Annotated in this window: 16 protein-coding genes, 1 tRNA gene, 1 other RNA gene and 1 other annotated feature; of the genes, 14 read left to right on the top strand and 4 right to left on the bottom strand. The window is 37.1% G+C overall.

From position 1 onward, the window contains the following. Positions 1-75 precede the first annotated feature (75 nt). Entirely contained in the window at positions 76-1077 is a 1002-nt protein-coding gene (locus AC3WTA_RS28355; protein WP_000554253.1) for a YaaC family protein, read from the bottom strand. Positions 1078-1192: 115 nt separating this feature from the next. Between AC3WTA_RS28355 and guaB the strand changes: the two genes are divergently transcribed. The 7 genes from guaB to AC3WTA_RS28320 all read left to right on the top strand — a co-directional run bounded on the left by guaB (position 1193) and on the right by AC3WTA_RS28320 (position 8143). Then, positions 1193-2656, top strand: a complete 1464-nt coding sequence (guaB, locus tag AC3WTA_RS28350; RefSeq protein WP_000264076.1) for an IMP dehydrogenase — start codon at positions 1193-1195, stop codon at positions 2654-2656. Between the two features lie 113 nt (positions 2657-2769). Further along, positions 2770-4077 (top strand): D-alanyl-D-alanine carboxypeptidase DacA, encoded by a 1308-nt coding sequence (gene dacA, locus AC3WTA_RS28345; protein ID WP_131799185.1) that lies wholly within the window; start codon positions 2770-2772, stop codon positions 4075-4077. Positions 4078-4238: 161 nt separating this feature from the next. After that, positions 4239-5126 (top strand): pyridoxal 5'-phosphate synthase lyase subunit PdxS, encoded by an 888-nt coding sequence (pdxS, locus tag AC3WTA_RS28340; RefSeq protein ID WP_000186157.1) that lies wholly within the window; start codon positions 4239-4241, stop codon positions 5124-5126. 18 nt (positions 5127-5144) lie between these two features. Beyond that, a complete protein-coding gene (gene pdxT / locus AC3WTA_RS28335; RefSeq protein ID WP_000238773.1) occupies positions 5145-5735 on the top strand; it encodes a pyridoxal 5'-phosphate synthase glutaminase subunit PdxT in 591 nt (196 codons plus the stop codon). Between the two features lie 54 nt (positions 5736-5789). Then, positions 5790-6011: a binding site (T-box leader), on the top strand. Positions 6012-6062: 51 nt separating this feature from the next. After that, complete coding sequence (serS, locus tag AC3WTA_RS28330; protein ID WP_000884182.1) at positions 6063-7337, top strand: serine--tRNA ligase; 1275 nt, start codon at positions 6063-6065, stop codon at positions 7335-7337. 154 nt (positions 7338-7491) lie between these two features. Then, positions 7492-7584: transfer RNA gene (locus tag AC3WTA_RS28325), tRNA-Ser, on the top strand. Positions 7585-7750: 166 nt separating this feature from the next. Then, a complete protein-coding gene (locus AC3WTA_RS28320; protein WP_000364198.1) occupies positions 7751-8143 on the top strand; it encodes a sigma factor-like helix-turn-helix DNA-binding protein in 393 nt (130 codons plus the stop codon). A gap of 35 nt (positions 8144-8178) precedes the next feature. Here AC3WTA_RS28320 and AC3WTA_RS28315 read toward each other — a convergent pair whose 3' ends face one another. The 3 genes from AC3WTA_RS28315 to AC3WTA_RS28305 all read right to left on the bottom strand — a co-directional run bounded on the left by AC3WTA_RS28315 (position 8179) and on the right by AC3WTA_RS28305 (position 10150). After that, positions 8179-8847 carry a deoxynucleoside kinase gene (locus AC3WTA_RS28315; RefSeq protein ID WP_001053583.1) on the bottom strand — a complete coding sequence of 223 codons (669 nt, stop codon included), beginning with the start codon at positions 8845-8847 and terminating at the stop codon, positions 8179-8181. A 2-nt stretch (positions 8848-8849) separates the two neighbouring features. Then, entirely contained in the window at positions 8850-9485 is a 636-nt protein-coding gene (locus tag AC3WTA_RS28310) for a deoxynucleoside kinase (protein ID WP_000148208.1), read from the bottom strand. 125 nt (positions 9486-9610) lie between these two features. Continuing rightward, positions 9611-10150, bottom strand: a complete 540-nt coding sequence (locus AC3WTA_RS28305; RefSeq protein WP_000798744.1) for a cysteine hydrolase family protein — start codon at positions 10148-10150, stop codon at positions 9611-9613. Positions 10151-10257: 107 nt separating this feature from the next. Here AC3WTA_RS28305 and tadA point away from each other — a divergent pair, with 107 nt between their 5' ends. The 7 genes from tadA to AC3WTA_RS28270 all read left to right on the top strand — a co-directional run bounded on the left by tadA (position 10258) and on the right by AC3WTA_RS28270 (position 14608). Continuing rightward, positions 10258-10758 (top strand): tRNA adenosine(34) deaminase TadA, encoded by a 501-nt coding sequence (gene tadA, locus AC3WTA_RS28300; protein WP_000426602.1) that lies wholly within the window; start codon positions 10258-10260, stop codon positions 10756-10758. 80 nt (positions 10759-10838) lie between these two features. Further along, an RNA gene (ffs, locus tag AC3WTA_RS28295) (signal recognition particle sRNA large type) lies at positions 10839-11103 on the top strand. A 132-nt stretch (positions 11104-11235) separates the two neighbouring features. Then, positions 11236-12924 (top strand): DNA polymerase III subunit gamma/tau, encoded by a 1689-nt coding sequence (gene dnaX / locus AC3WTA_RS28290; protein WP_000121580.1) that lies wholly within the window; start codon positions 11236-11238, stop codon positions 12922-12924. 25 nt (positions 12925-12949) lie between these two features. Continuing rightward, positions 12950-13276: a YbaB/EbfC family nucleoid-associated protein gene (locus tag AC3WTA_RS28285; RefSeq protein ID WP_170930109.1), complete on the top strand. Its 327-nt coding sequence runs from the start codon at positions 12950-12952 to the stop codon at positions 13274-13276. A gap of 14 nt (positions 13277-13290) precedes the next feature. Beyond that, a complete protein-coding gene (gene recR / locus AC3WTA_RS28280) occupies positions 13291-13887 on the top strand; it encodes a recombination protein RecR (protein WP_000559168.1) in 597 nt (198 codons plus the stop codon). 14 nt (positions 13888-13901) lie between these two features. Continuing rightward, entirely contained in the window at positions 13902-14123 is a 222-nt protein-coding gene (locus AC3WTA_RS28275) for a YaaL family protein (protein WP_000466020.1), read from the top strand. Between the two features lie 215 nt (positions 14124-14338). Continuing rightward, entirely contained in the window at positions 14339-14608 is a 270-nt protein-coding gene (locus AC3WTA_RS28270; RefSeq protein WP_001089260.1) for a pro-sigmaK processing inhibitor BofA family protein, read from the top strand. Positions 14609-14809: the final 201 nt, after the last annotated feature.

Below are 14809 nucleotides of genomic sequence, written 5' to 3'. Positions count from 1 at the left end.
GTTGGGACCTTGTCCCTGTGAGAGTAGGACGTCGCCAAGCAATTAAAAACACAAGTCTTTTGACTTGTGTTTTTTTTATTTCCCATGAAATAGGCTCGGTTCTGTTAGTAAAAAAGACGAAATATAGTAAGGGATTTTTTGAGCAGAAATAGTAAGGAATTGATAAATAAATGGATAATCTTCAGAGCCATAGCTCCCAAGTAAATCATACCACCAATCTGTTTCGTATCTAGAAATCATACTTAAATTGTAGAGCAATAAATAATGAACAAGAAGTTCAGGTAATACTGGTTTAGGATTTCTCGGGTCAATTGGAATTGGTAAGTAATAAGTATCAGCAAGATATTCGTAGTATAAAGGCGTACTATATATAGGGTTCCACGACTGGATAGGAGCTGTAAAAAGCAGATTCGATCCGCTCGTTTTCCCGGAGACATGTTGTATGGATAAATGCTTACAAGTTGATTCAATGTAACGTGAAAATCTTTCTGTAGTCATATGAAGTCGATCTAGTATGTTGGCCGAAAAAGAAAGTTCATTTGTATTTGTTGAATCGATTTTATATAAAGTGTCACCTTTTTGACTATAGCGAAATAAATTTTGTAATTCAGGAATATTTCCCATTAAATCTAGCATGTTAAATTTCTCTGCTTCTAAGTGTTTCATGTGAAACAGCTGTTCTGCAACATGAGTAAATAATCCGTTTTTTTGTACCTTCACCTCATCTTCTAAAAATTGATACCCCTGTTTTTTTCGTTTGCGAGTTGTAACACCATGAGCTAAAACAGTAGTGGATTCTGGATAGTTAGGATCAATAGTTAGTAAGCAGGCTTTAAAAAGTTGGCTCATTCCATAAAACAATAACATTGGCTGAATCGAAAAGGGGGCTACCTTATATAATTCATAATAATTTTTCCCGTGTTCTAAGTAATAAATAAAGGGATAACAATTTTCGAAACTTTTTTTTTCAGCATCTTTTATGGAGGATTTTTCATAGCAACGGGCAAGATAACGCTGTACATTTTGAGATGAAAAGAAGAAACTTAGTTGCTGCCAAGTGCAATGTGTTTGATGCATATATTACGCTCCTTTTATTGTCTAAAAATTCTAACATATATATACGTCCTTGACAGTATTTTAACCAATTGATAAGCTACTAATAATAATTTCTGGTATCATGGGGGGAACAATTATGTGGGAATCTAAATTTGTTAAAGAAGGTTTGACTTTTGATGACGTATTACTTGTACCAGCAAAGTCAGATGTACTACCAAGAGAAGTAAGTGTTAAAACAGTTTTATCTGAAAGCTTACAGTTAAATATCCCGTTAATTAGTGCAGGAATGGATACAGTAACAGAAGCTGATATGGCTATTGCAATGGCTCGTCAAGGCGGTTTAGGAATTATTCATAAAAACATGTCTATCGAACAACAAGCGGAGCAAGTTGATAAAGTAAAACGTTCTGAAAGTGGCGTTATTTCAGATCCTTTCTTTTTAACTCCAGAACATCAAGTATATGATGCAGAGCATCTTATGGGAAAATACCGTATCTCAGGTGTACCGGTTGTAAATAATTTAGACGAGCGAAAATTAGTTGGTATTATTACAAACCGTGATATGCGTTTTATCCAAGACTACTCAATCAAAATTTCCGACGTAATGACAAAAGAAAAGCTAATTACAGCTCCAGTTGGTACAACGCTGGAAGAAGCTGAAAAGATCCTACAAAAGTACAAAATTGAAAAACTCCCTCTTGTTGATAATAACGGTGTATTACAAGGGCTTATTACAATAAAAGATATTGAAAAAGTAATTGAATTCCCAAATTCTGCGAAGGATAAGCAAGGACGCTTATTAGTTGGGGCAGCGGTTGGTGTAACGGCTGATGCTATGCTTCGTATCGACGCATTAGTAAAAGCTAGCGTAGATGCAATCGTACTTGATACAGCTCATGGACATTCTCAAGGTGTTATTGATAAAGTAAAAGAAGTTCGTGCGAAATATCCATCACTAAATATTATCGCTGGAAATGTTGCTACTGCTGAAGCGACGAAAGCTTTAATTGAAGCAGGTGCAAACGTAGTTAAAGTTGGTATTGGACCAGGCTCTATCTGTACGACACGCGTTGTAGCTGGCGTGGGTGTACCACAATTAACAGCAGTTTATGATTGTGCAACAGAAGCTCGTAAACACGGTATTCCAGTTATTGCTGATGGTGGTGTTAAGTACTCTGGTGACATGGTAAAAGCTTTAGCAGCAGGAGCACACGTTGTTATGCTAGGTAGTATGTTTGCTGGTGTTGCTGAAAGCCCTGGAGAAACTGAAATTTACCAAGGTCGTCAATTTAAAGTATATCGTGGTATGGGTTCTGTCGGAGCGATGGAAAAAGGAAGTAAAGACCGTTACTTCCAAGAAGGAAATAAAAAACTTGTTCCAGAAGGTATTGAAGGTCGAGTACCATATAAAGGACCTTTAGCAGATACAGTTCATCAATTAGTTGGTGGATTACGTGCCGGTATGGGATATTGCGGAGCGCAGAATTTAGAATTCTTACGTGAGAATGCACAATTCATTCGTATGTCAGGTGCTGGTTTACGTGAAAGCCACCCTCATCACGTACAAATTACAAAAGAGGCTCCAAACTACTCATTATAATGTCTGATATACAAATAGACGGAGATTTGATATCTCTGTCTATTTTTTTTTGATTATGTTAGAATAACGGTTATGTGAGTACATAGATATTGGGGGTAACAGACGTGAAAGGTATGTTTTGCAAAAGATTCATTGCTTTAGTAACAGTGCTTACACTAGCTTGTAGCATCTTTATACCATATAGCAATGCATCAGCTGAAACAGGAGCTGCTTTAAACATTGAAGCAGGTGCGGCAATTTTAGTTGAAGCGAATTCTGGGAAAATTGTATATCAAAAGAATGCAGATGAATTATTATCCATTGCTAGTATGACAAAGATGATGAGTGAATATTTAGTTCACGAAGCAGTGGACAAAGGAAAACTTAAGTGGGATCAAAGAGTTAAGGTTTCTGAATATGCATATAAGGTTTCACAAGATGCTTCATTATCAAATGTTGCATTAGAAAATGGTGGCTCTTATACAGTAAAAGAGCTATACGAGGCAATGGCAATCTTTTCTGCAAATGGTGCAACAATTGCATTAGCAGAAGCAATTGCAGGTAAAGAAGTAGACTTCGTAAAAATGATGAATGATAAATCGAAAGAACTAGGGTTGAAAAATTATAAATTTGTTAATTCTACTGGTTTGACGAATAAAGATTTAAAGGGAATGCATCCTGAAGGAACAACAGCGGATGAAGAAAATAAAATGTCTGCAAAGGATGTAGCAACTTTAGCACAACATTTAATTAAAGATTATCCAAAAGTGTTAGATACAGCAAAAATCCCGAAAAAAGAATTTCGTCCAGAAAAAGAGAAGTTTGCAATGTCGAACTGGAACTGGATGTTAAAGGGCTTAGTGAAAGAATATGATGGCGTAGATGGCCTGAAAACAGGCTCGACTCCAGAAGCAGGGGATTGCTTCACTGGTACGGTTGAAAGAAACGGAATGCGTTTTATTTCTGTAGTTATTAAAACAAGTTCTCATACAGCACGTTTTGATGAAACAAAGAAGCTATATGATTATGGATTTGCTAACTTTGAAATGAAGCAAATATATAAAAAAGATTCTTCAGTAAAAGGACAAGAAACAGTTCGAGTAGAAAATGCTAAAGATAAAGATGTAGCAGTTCAAACAAAACAAGCTGTTTCAGTTCCAGTGCCAAAAGGAAGTAAAGATGTTTATAAAACAGAATTAAAAGAAGCAAATAAGGGACAAGAAGCACCTATTAAAAAGGGAGCTGCACTTGGCCAAATGGTAATCACACCAAAAGATGCGAATGATCCTGGATTTTTATCTGGTAAGTCATTACAAGTAGATCTTGTAACAACGTCTGCAGTAGAGGAAGCGAATTGGTTTACTCGCTCTATGCGCGGAATTGGTTCTTTCTTTAGTGGTATATGGAATAGTGCTGTTGATACAGTAAAAGGTTGGTTTTAAAAGCTCCTCATTGTAGGGGCTTTTTCTTATTCCTATTTTTCATACCGACTTTATGAAAAAGTAGTAGACAAGCATCTGATGGTTAGTGGTAGAATGTAAGAGTATTCTTAATTTTCGCCTTTAACGGGGAAAAGCAATTCACCTAGGGGGGTTTTTGTAACATGACAAATGTAACAGGGACAGAACGTGTAAAACGTGGAATGGCAGAAATGCAAAAAGGCGGCGTTATTATGGACGTAATTAACGCTGAACAAGCAAAAATTGCAGAAGAGGCAGGCGCAGTTGCCGTTATGGCACTAGAGCGTGTACCAGCAGATATTCGTGCAGCAGGTGGCGTTTCTCGTATGGCAGACCCAACAATAGTTGAGGAAGTTATGGGTGCGGTGTCAATTCCGGTTATGGCAAAATGCCGTATCGGTCACCTTGTAGAAGCACGTGTATTAGAATCATTAGGGGTAGACTATATCGATGAGAGTGAAGTGTTAACTCCTGCCGATGAAGTATACCATTTAAATAAACGTGATTACACAGTTCCATTTGTATGTGGTTGCCGTGATATCGGAGAAGCTGCACGTCGTATTGCAGAAGGTGCATCTATGCTTCGTACAAAAGGTGAACCAGGAACAGGAAACATTGTAGAGGCAGTGCGTCATATGCGCCAAGTCAATGCAGAAATCCGTCAAGTTGCAAGTCTACGTGAAGATGAGTTAATGACATATGCAAAAAATACTGGTGCTCCTTATGAAGTACTACTTGAAATTAAACGCCTTGGTCGTTTGCCAGTTGTAAACTTCGCAGCAGGTGGTGTAGCAACACCAGCAGATGCAGCGTTAATGATGCAACTTGGTGCGGATGGTGTATTCGTAGGATCTGGTATCTTCAAATCAGAAAATCCAGAGAAATTTGCACGCGCAATCGTTGAAGCGACGACTCATTATGAGGATTACGAACTAATTGCAAGCCTTTCTAAAGGATTAGGTAATGCAATGAAAGGTATCGAAATTTCAACGTTATTACCAGAACAACGCATGCAAGAGCGTGGATGGTAATTGAAGGAGAACTTTAAAATGGTGAAAATCGGTGTACTAGGTCTTCAAGGTGCAGTTCGTGAGCATATAAAATCAGTTGAAGCAAGTGGTGCAGAAGCTGTTGTTGTAAAGCGTATAGAGCAACTTGAAGAGATTGATGGTCTTATTTTACCAGGCGGTGAAAGTACAACAATGCGCCGTCTTATTGATAAGTATGCTTTCATGGAACCACTTCGTACATTCGCGAAGTCTGGTAAACCAATGTTTGGTACATGTGCAGGTATGATTCTTCTTGCAAAAACACTTATTGGCTATGAAGAAGCACATATTGGTGCTATGGATATTACAGTAGAACGCAATGCGTTCGGACGCCAAAAAGATAGCTTTGAAGTCGCACTTTCAATTAAAGGTGTAGGAGAAGAATTTATTGGTGTATTTATCCGTGCTCCGTATGTTGTAAATGTAGCTGATGATGTTGAAGTACTTTCTACACATGGTGACCGAATGGTAGCAGTAAAACAAAATCAGTTTTTAGCTGCTTCATTCCATCCGGAATTAACGGATGATCATCGTGTCACAGCATACTTTGTAGAAATGGTAAAAGAAGCGAAAATGAAAAAAGTTGTCTAAGTAACTTGCAACTTGTATAAGATTATAGTAAATTGATGGTAACAATTTTATAAAATAAGCGTGTTGATAGGAAGTAGTAACAAATGCCGTTTCTTATAGAGAGTCGATGGTTGGTGGAAATCGATAGAAACAGTTTGTGAATCCATCCTGGAATGGAATGTGGAATATCTTTATGATTAGTAAACATTCCCGGTGAAGAGCCGTTATTTCTACTTGAGAGGAAGGCGGTAATGCTTTCAACTAGGGTGGCAACGCGGGTTAACTCCCGTCCCTTTATATAGGGACGGGAGTTTTTTGTGTTTTATAAAATAAAAGGAGGAGTATATAATGCTTGATATTAAATTTTTACGTACAAATTTTGAAGAAGTAAAAGCAAAGTTACAGCATAGAGGCGAAGATTTAACTGATTTTGGTCGCTTTGAAGAGCTGGATACGAGAAGAAGAGAATTACTTGTTCAAACAGAGGAACTAAAAAGTAAACGTAACGAAGTATCTCAACAAATTTCTGTATTGAAGCGCGAAAAGAAAGATGCAGAAGCTCTAATTCTAGAAATGCGTGAAGTTGGAGAAAAAGTAAAAGATCTTGATAATGAACTTCGTACAGTTGAAGAAGATTTAGAAAGATTAATGTTATCTATTCCGAATATTCCTCATGAATCTGCTCCAGTTGGTGAAACAGAAGATGATAATGTAGTAGCACGTACTTGGGGAGAAGTGAAAGAATTTGCTTATGAACCAAAACCACATTGGGATCTTGCTACAGATTTAGGGATTTTAGATTTTGAGCGTGCTGGGAAAGTAACAGGAAGCCGCTTCGTATTCTATAAAGGTGCTGGCGCGAGATTAGAGCGTGCTTTAATTAGCTTTATGCTTGATCTTCATACTGACGAGCATGGATACGAAGAAGTATTACCTCCGTATATGGTAAACCGTGCAAGTATGACAGGAACAGGACAACTTCCGAAATTTGAAGAAGATGCATTCCGTATTGAAAGTGAAGATTACTTCTTAATTCCAACAGCTGAAGTACCTGTAACGAACATGCATCGTGATGAAATCTTAAATAAAGATCAATTGCCTATACGATATGCTGCATTTAGCTCTTGTTTCCGTTCTGAAGCAGGTTCAGCTGGTCGTGATACACGTGGCTTAATTCGTCAGCATCAGTTCAATAAAGTAGAGCTTGTAAAGTTCGTAAAACCAGAAGATTCTTATGAAGAGTTAGAAAAACTAACAAATGATGCAGAACGCGTGTTACAATTATTAGAGTTGCCATATCGCGTTATGAGCATGTGCACAGGCGATTTAGGATTTACAGCAGCGAAGAAATACGATATCGAAGTATGGATTCCAAGCTATGGCACATATCGTGAGATTTCTTCTTGTAGTAATTTTGAGGCTTTCCAAGCGAGACGTGCAAATATCCGTTTCCGTCGTGAGCCAAACGGAAAACCAGAACATGTTCATACATTAAATGGATCTGGTCTTGCAATTGGCCGTACGGTTGCAGCTATTTTAGAGAACTACCAACAAGAAGATGGTACAATTATAATTCCAGAAGTTCTTCGCCCTTATATGGGAGGAAAAGCAGTTATTAAGTAAATGTAAACATTCATCGGTATGAGTGATTGGTAATTATGAGTATTGTCAGTACTGAAATGTAGGAGGGGAAAGGTAAATTTCCCCTTTCCTCATAATTTATTTTAGTAGGGTTGACTAACTGTTTTTCTTTTGATATTATATTTGATGTCAATATGGAGGTATACCCAAGTCTGGCTGAAGGGATCGGTCTTGAAAACCGACAGGCGGCGAGAGTCGCGCGGGGGTTCGAATCCCTCTACCTCCTCCAGATATAATTGACAACAGCGCATATAAGTGGAGATTGGAGAACTCGTTACCAACACGTAACGAGTTTTTATTTTAAAACCAATCATAAAGTATGGTGTAGGGCGATTTTCTCCTTATTACACACTCATATTCCGATGATTATCTTCATAGATATGAAAGGAGTCAACATGGATCTTATTATACAAACGTTTCCTTTAGATGGAAAAACTTTATATTATGTACAATGTCCTGTCTGTAAGAACAATAGAATTTTAAACAGTGGTGCAAATGTGTCACGCATTATAAGCGATGATACATTCCGTAAACTTTGTGGTTGCACTTGTGATGTAAAGCAAACTGCGACAAAAGTAGAGGCGCCAAAAAAAGTTGAAAAAGCAGCTGTAAAGAAAGAAGCAGCTCCAAAACGTACAGGTAAAGTATTAACAGCAGTGATTAACGGGAAAGAAATGACTGTTAAAGAGATTGCTGAAACATACGATATTAGTACAAGTACTGTTCGTCAGCGTATTAACGCTGGAAAACCTGAGAGTGAAATTATTGCTCCGACAAAAAAGAAGTAATTTAATAGAAAAACCCGTGCGTATGCACGGGTTTTTTATTTTACAAGTTTACGTGTTTGTTTTAAAAAATGGCCAATTTTTTTAATGATTGGTTCAATTGAATCGCCATCTTTTAAAATATCGTATTCATTAATGTTTAATCGTAAAACAGGGCATGCATTAAAGTTATTAATCCAGTTTTCGTAACGGCCATGCATCTCTTTCCAATACTCAATTGGTGTTTGTTGTTCCATCGGACGTCCGCGTTCTTGGATACGATCAACAATATCATCGAAAGAGCCTTCTAAGTAAATTAATAAATCTGGATGAGGGAAGTAAGGAGTCATGACCATAGCGTCAAATAAACCTTTGTATGTTTCATAATCAGTCTCCGTCATTGTACCTTTTTCATGATGCATCTTTGCAAAAATTCCAGTGTCTTCATAGATAGAGCGATCTTGAACAAAACCGCCACCGTATTCAAAAATTCTTTTTTGTTCTTTAAATCGTTCTGCTAAAAAGTACACTTGCAAGTGGAAGCTCCAGCGTGTGAAATCAGCATAGAATTTGTCCAAATACGGGTTCGAATCTACCTTTTCAAATGATGTGCGATAACCTAAAGCGTTAGCTAATGCAGTTGTCATAGTTGATTTTCCGACACCTACTGTTCCAGCAATAGTGATTACTGCGTCATTTGGTATATCATATTTTTGCCTTAAATTCATTGTTATTTCGACTCCTTTAAGAGAGTATTTTGAAGGGCGGATAGGATGACGTTTAAATCATCAGGATTTTTTACAAAATCCATATCGTCTCCGTTAAATTTCAATACTGGGATATCTGGATGATCCTTTTTAAAAGTCTCCATTGCTGTTTCGTAATCTTTTGTGAGCTGTAGTAAGTAATTTGGATCCATGTTTTTTTCGAATTCTCTTCCGCGCATCGCAATTCGTGTTTGTAATGTTTCCAAGCTAGCTGTTAAATAAACGATAACGTTTGGTACAGGCATATCTTGTGTAAGGATACGATAGATTTGCATGTACTTGTCGTATTGTGAATTCTTTAATGTACGGGATGCGAAAATTAAATTTTTAAATATATGATAATCCGCTACTACTGGCTTCCTTTGATTCAAATACTTTATGTTAATATCTTCTAATTGTTTGTATCTATTACAAAGAAAGAACATCTCTGTTTGAAAACTCCATTCGTCGATGTCTTCATAGAATTTTCCTAAAAAAGGATTCTCATCAACAATCTCTTTTAGTAAGTGGAGTTGCATGTGAGTTGAAATTGCCTTCGCAAGTGAGGTTTTTCCAACACCAATTGGTCCTTCAACCGTGATAAATGGTACTCCGGTCACGCTGTTTCCTCCTTTCAATCAGTGATTTACCGTGACTACTAAAAACACAAAACAGAATTATTGTAGCACAAGAGGGAAGCGAGCGGGTTAATTTGATATAAAAAGTTAGAAAATAGATATATGTATTAATTAATTTTTATTTGAGATGACGGTACTATATTTGCTTTTAATGTGGCTTCCATTATTTTTAAAGCATGTAGATTATCCTGATCATGATTAGAGGCAATACAGTCCTGTGGTACATACAGTGTATAATTTCTCATATGAGCATCGTTAGCTGTAAAGAGGATACATATATTCCCGGCGACTCCTGTCAATATTAGATTTTCTATTTTTAAATAGCCTAATAAAGAATTTAAAGGTGTTTCATAAAAAGCAGAGTAATGTGGTTTAATAAAAATGTAATCATCAGTATTTGGGGCAATCTTATGAATGATATTTTCACTATACTCATTTGTACAATGAGTAATTAGTTGGTCAATATCAGATCTCCAAAGTTGATAATGGTCATTAACATAAATTATGGGATAACCAAAGGATTTCATTGTTTTCTTTAATCGTAAAATAGGATTTGTTATAATTTCGCATTTTTTGGCTAAGGTGGGCCCGTGTGAAAATTGAAAATCATTAATCATATCGATAATGAGTAAGGCAGTATTCTTCATATGTAATCCCCTCTCTTTTTTATTAGGGTGGATTGAATTTGTAAAAGTTATCCCATGTGTAGTAAATGGAAATAAGTGTACTTTATTTGTAATGAAAGGACTATGGTATGGAAAACGATCAAGATATTTATTTTATGCAGTTAGCAATAGAAGAGGCTAAAAAAGCAGAGGCAATACAAGAAGTACCGATTGGCGCAGTTATAGTGTTAGATGGTGAGGTGATTAGTGTTGCTCATAATTTAAGAGAAACTGAACAAAGATCAATAGCTCACGCTGAATTGTTAGCTATTGATGAGGCGTGCAAAAAATTAGGGACATGGCGTTTAGAAGATGCGACGTTATATGTAACATTAGAGCCTTGTCCGATGTGTGCGGGTGGAATTGTTTTATCACGAGTGAAGCGAGTTGTATATGGTGCAAGTGATCCGAAAGGTGGATGTGCAGGGACGTTGATGAATCTTTTAATTGATGAACGCTTTAATCATCAATGCGAGGTAGTTGCTGGTGTATTAGAAGAAGAATGCGGTACTTTGTTAACAAACTTTTTTAGAGAGCTTCGTAAAAAAAGAAAAGCAATAAAAAAATTAGAGAAAAGTAACGAGAATTAACGTATTTGCATTTTATAAAAAAACAAGTTATACTGATAATGCCTTTTAATAAAGGCAACCGAATATTGGTTTTAACTTTGCCGTGCTAAGCGGGGAGGTAGCGGTGCCCTATACTCGCAATCCGCTCTAGCGAGGCCGAATCCCTTCTCGAGGTTATGCTGCTGTAAGGTCTGCCTTAAGTAAGTGGTGTTGACGTTTGGGTCCTGCGCAACGGGACCCCGTGAACCTTGTCAGGTCCGGAAGGAAGCAGCAATAAGCGGGTCTTCTCGTGTGCCGCAGGAGTGCCTGAACCGAGCTAACTGCTTGAGTAACGCTTATGGTACGTAATCGACAGAAGGTGCACGGCAGTTATATATGTATACAAAACTCACCTTAATACTAAGGTGGGTTTTTTGTATAGAAAATAACTTTTGGAATCTATAAACAGAATGGGTTATAATAAATGAGATAATAACCTTTGAGGGAGGCCGTATTTTCGTGTCATACCAAGCGTTATACCGAACATGGAGACCGCAAAAATTTGAAGATGTAGTTGGTCAAAAGCACGTGACAAAAACGTTGCAAAATGCCCTTCTTCAAGAGAAAGTTTCACATGCTTATTTATTTTCTGGGCCGAGGGGAACAGGAAAAACGACAATTGCAAAAGTATTTGCAAAAGCAATCAACTGTGAACATGCTCCGGTAGCTGAACCTTGTAATGAATGTCCGTCTTGTTTGGGGATTACACAAGGATCTATTTCAGATGTATTAGAAATTGATGCGGCTTCAAATAACGGTGTAGATGAAATTCGAGATATTAGAGATAAAGTAAAATATGCTCCAAGTGCTGTAGAATATAAAGTATACATTATTGATGAAGTCCACATGCTTTCCATGGGTGCCTTTAATGCGCTTTTAAAAACGTTAGAAGAGCCGCCAGGACACGTCATCTTTATTTTGGCGACAACAGAACCGCATAAGATTCCGCCTACAATCATTTCACGTTGCCAGCGTTTTGAATTTCGGAAAATATCAGTAAATGATATTGTTGAGAGATTATCGACGGTTGTGACGAATGAAGGTACGCAAGTAGAAGATGAGGCGTTACAAATTGTTGCACGTGCCGCTGAAGGTGGTATGCGTGATGCGCTTAGTCTTATTGATCAGGCAATATCTTATAGTGATGAGACAGTTACGACAGAAGATGTATTAGCTGTGACAGGTTCTGTTTCCCAGCAATACTTAGGTAACTTAGTAGAATGTATACGTGAAAATGATGTATCAAGGGCATTACGTATCATAGATGAGATGATGGGTAAAGGGAAAGATCCAGTTCGTTTTATGGAGGATTTCATTTACTATTATCGCGATATGCTTTTATATCAAACTTCACCACAACTGGAACATATGTTGGAACGAGTAATGGTAGATGAGCAATTCCGGATGTTAAGTGAAGAAATGCAACCGGAAGTAATCTATGAAATCATTCATACTCTTAGTAAGGGACAACAGGAAATGAAGTGGACAAATCATCCGCGAATTTTCTTAGAAGTTGTTATGGTACAACTGTGTCAACAGTTTATGATGCAAGCAAACGGTGCAGATCGTTTACAAGCAATTATGAACAGGATGCAGCAATTGGAGAAAGAGTTAGAACAAGTCAAAAAGAATGGTGTACCGGCTGGTGTGCAGCAAGAAGTCAGAGAGACACGTGCAACACCAAAGCCAGTGCGGACAGGTAGTATGAAGATTCCTGTCGGACGCGTAAATGAAGTGTTAAAACAAGCAAAGCGCCAGGATTTAGAACAATTAAAAGCTGTGTGGGGTGAGTTGTTAGGAAGACTCAAAGCATACAACAAAGTAGCGTTTGCTGTTTTATTAGAAAATAGCGAACCGGTGGCGGCTTCGGATGATACTTACGTTTTAGCGTTTCAATATGAGATTCACTGTAAAATGGCAAGCGAAAATCGAGAAGCTATGGATACAGTGGAACAAGCCTTATTTGAATTGCTAAGTAAAAGATTAAATATGATTGCCATTCCAAAAAGCGAATGGGGTAAAATCCGTGAAGATTTTTTACAGCGTGAAGGCGGGGATTCTGAAGAAAGCCCAGAGAAAAAAGAAGATCCTCTTATAGAAGAGGCCGTAAAATTAGTAGGACAAGAACTTATTGAAATAAAAGAGTAATAATAATTAGGAGGAATTAATTATGATGCGTGGCGGAATGGGAAATATGAATAATATGATGAAACAAATGCAAAAGATGCAAAAAGATATGGCAAAAGCGCAAGAAGAGCTTGGCGAAAAAACAGTTGAAGGTACAGCTGGCGGCGGTATGATTACAGTTATTGCAAATGGTCATAAGCAAATTCTTGAAGTGAAAGTTAAAGAAGAAGTTGTAGATCCAGAAGATATCGAAATGTTACAAGACTTAGTGCTAGCTGCAACAAATGATGCACTTAAAAAAGCTGATGAACTTTCAAACTCTACAATGGGTAAATTTACAAAAGGCTTGAACTTACCAGGTGGAATGTTCTAGGAGGATACTGATATATGCATTATCCAGAACCGATATCGAAATTAATTGATAGTTTTATGAAGTTGCCAGGAATCGGACCGAAAACAGCGGTTCGATTGGCATTTTTCGTATTAGATATGAAAGAAGATGATGTGTTAGGTTTTGCAAAAGCACTTGTGAATGCGAAGCGAGATTTAGCGTATTGTTCTGTATGTGGACATATTACTGACCGCGATCCTTGTTATATTTGTAATGATTCGCATCGAGATCAGTCGATTGTTTGTGTTGTACAGGAACCAAAAGATGTAATCGCAATGGAAAAGATGAAAGAATATCAAGGTGTATATCATGTGTTACGTGGTGCGATTTCTCCAATGGAGGGAATTGGACCGGAAGACATTAATATCCCGCAACTTTTAAAGCGACTGCACGATGAAACGGTACAAGAAGTGATACTAGCAACAAACCCTAATATTGAAGGGGAAGCTACAGCGATGTATATATCCCGCCTCTTAAAGCCGACAGGTATTAAAGTAACTCGTATTGCACATGGTCTGCCAGTTGGTGGAGACTTAGAATATGCAGATGAAGTAACACTGTCGAAAGCGTTAGAAGGTCGTAGAGAAGTATAAGAGGAGAAACAAAAATGTTCTTTCAAAAAAAGGGTAAATTGCGTAAAGAGTATGATGATAAGCTAATTGTACTATTAGAAAAAGTGAAGAATGAATGGTTACGTCAGAAGAGAATGGTTGAACAAAGTGTAGAACCATCTCAAGATGTACTTTGTTCTTTGAAAATAGCAGAGGCGAAATATTTCTTCTTGTTAAAAGAAGCAAAACGTCGTCCTGTAAAAATGGAACAATGGTAAAAGGTTCTGCTGAAAAAGCAGAACCTTTTATTTTATTCGTTAAACATTGCGTGGTTACTTCGTTTGGAAAGAGTGAGGAATTGTTTTATATGAAGAAAGTGTCGTCGAATAAAAGTTAATGAGATGAAGCGACTGGAGTAGTATGATAAATGTTCTTTTTTATCGCCTTGTCCCATACAAATAAATGTGTATAGGTCATTCACAAGGAGGAAAAAATGAATTCTACAATTATTATTGTTGGTATTCTTGCTCTAGTTTTTATTTTTCTTGTTTTTGGAGTTTCTTCTAAGCCGTTACGTTTTATAGGAAAAGCGCTCTTTCATGTTACTTTGGGAATAGCATTACTCTTTATCGTAAACGTTGTAGGAACATATTTTGATTTTCATATTCCAATTAACTTGGGTACAGCAACAATCACAAGTCTATTAGGTCTACCTGGTGTTGCTGCATTAGTGGTTATTAAGCTTTATATCATGCCAAGATAAAATTATTTTGGCATTTTTTTAAAAAGTGTTGACGAACAAATGATTAATATGGTAAATTAATAAGCGTCGTCAGGAACGAAAGAAAAAAGTTGTTGACAGATTTAACGCGAAATGTTAAATTATAAAAGTCGCTGAAACGCGATGTTGAACTTTGAAAACTAAACGAAACAAACAACGTGAAACGTCAATTTTTATTTTTAG

The sequence above is a fragment of the Bacillus sp. EB106-07-01-XG149 genome, from assembly GCF_058791555.1.
Note: the sequence above shows the minus strand (reverse complement) of the source record. Positions and strands in the feature narration are given on the sequence as shown.

Bases quoted from the DNA above. Each gene is read 5' to 3' on its own strand.
- AC3WTA_RS28355 (WP_000554253.1), bottom strand. From the start codon at position 1,077: ATGCATCAAACACATTGCACTTGGCAGCAACTAAGTTTCTTCTTTTCA.
- guaB (WP_000264076.1), top strand. From the start codon at position 1,193: ATGTGGGAATCTAAATTTGTTAAAGAAGGTTTGACTTTTGATGACGTA.
- dacA (WP_131799185.1), top strand. From the start codon at position 2,770: ATGTTTTGCAAAAGATTCATTGCTTTAGTAACAGTGCTTACACTAGCT.
- pdxS (WP_000186157.1), top strand. From the start codon at position 4,239: ATGACAAATGTAACAGGGACAGAACGTGTAAAACGTGGAATGGCAGAA.
- pdxT (WP_000238773.1), top strand. From the start codon at position 5,145: ATGGTGAAAATCGGTGTACTAGGTCTTCAAGGTGCAGTTCGTGAGCAT.
- serS (WP_000884182.1), top strand. From the start codon at position 6,063: ATGCTTGATATTAAATTTTTACGTACAAATTTTGAAGAAGTAAAAGCA.
- AC3WTA_RS28320 (WP_000364198.1), top strand. From the start codon at position 7,751: ATGGATCTTATTATACAAACGTTTCCTTTAGATGGAAAAACTTTATAT.
- AC3WTA_RS28315 (WP_001053583.1), bottom strand. From the start codon at position 8,847: ATGAATTTAAGGCAAAAATATGATATACCAAATGACGCAGTAATCACT.
- AC3WTA_RS28305 (WP_000798744.1), bottom strand. From the start codon at position 10,150: ATGAAGAATACTGCCTTACTCATTATCGATATGATTAATGATTTTCAA.
- tadA (WP_000426602.1), top strand. From the start codon at position 10,258: ATGGAAAACGATCAAGATATTTATTTTATGCAGTTAGCAATAGAAGAG.
- AC3WTA_RS28285 (WP_170930109.1), top strand. From the start codon at position 12,950: ATGCGTGGCGGAATGGGAAATATGAATAATATGATGAAACAAATGCAA.
- recR (WP_000559168.1), top strand. From the start codon at position 13,291: ATGCATTATCCAGAACCGATATCGAAATTAATTGATAGTTTTATGAAG.
- AC3WTA_RS28275 (WP_000466020.1), top strand. From the start codon at position 13,902: ATGTTCTTTCAAAAAAAGGGTAAATTGCGTAAAGAGTATGATGATAAG.
- AC3WTA_RS28270 (WP_001089260.1), top strand. From the start codon at position 14,339: ATGAATTCTACAATTATTATTGTTGGTATTCTTGCTCTAGTTTTTATT.